Origin of the sequence: Noviherbaspirillum sp. ST9, from assembly GCF_048799745.1 — a bacterium.
Taxonomy (GTDB): Bacteria; Pseudomonadota; Gammaproteobacteria; order Burkholderiales; family Burkholderiaceae_D; genus Noviherbaspirillum.
Map to the genome: position 1 here is coordinate 1 of NZ_JBLWFR010000199.1, position 534 is coordinate 534.

At 47.9% G+C, this 534-nt stretch carries 1 protein-coding gene; it reads right to left on the reverse strand.

Annotation, left to right across the window (positions count from 1 at the left end):
• On the reverse strand, positions 1-534 hold a 534-nt coding region (locus ACNOHI_RS25505; RefSeq protein WP_420477520.1), incomplete at both ends, for a hypothetical protein.

Consider the following 534-nt stretch of genomic DNA (forward strand, 5'->3'; position numbering starts at 1 on the left):
ACCCACCGACAGAATTCTGCCTTCCCCAACAGGGGTTTCCCAAACGAGTTTTTGCTCCGGACGATAATAAATGTATTCCCAAAAGCAGGCAATAACCTTGCTGCCGGGGGCAACCGGCTGTGTATTGTCAAAGAAACCTGATAGCCTGCATTGATTATCTTGCTTTCCGTGCCATACATATGCACCTCCAAACATTTGCCTGAATAAAGGGTGCTCGCGAAAAGCATGAAAACCGGCTTTTCTTCCAAATCCCTCATCAACAGCATTATAATGAGCCGACTGAACAGGTGTCGGCTCTATCGCCCAGGAGTTAAGAAGCCTTACAGCATCCATTGTTAAAATCAACCGCCCTCCACTTTTAACATAGGGGAGAAGCCGTTCTCCAAGAGTTAATTCATCCGCGCGGATCGCTCCTGTATCGGCCCGGTGATACCACAGAATGTCGAACTTTGAAAGGTCTCCGGCTTCGTCAACCGGAATTAGTTTTGGAGTAAAGCCGTTGCAGGCATCAATAACACCTGCTAGGGAATCAAG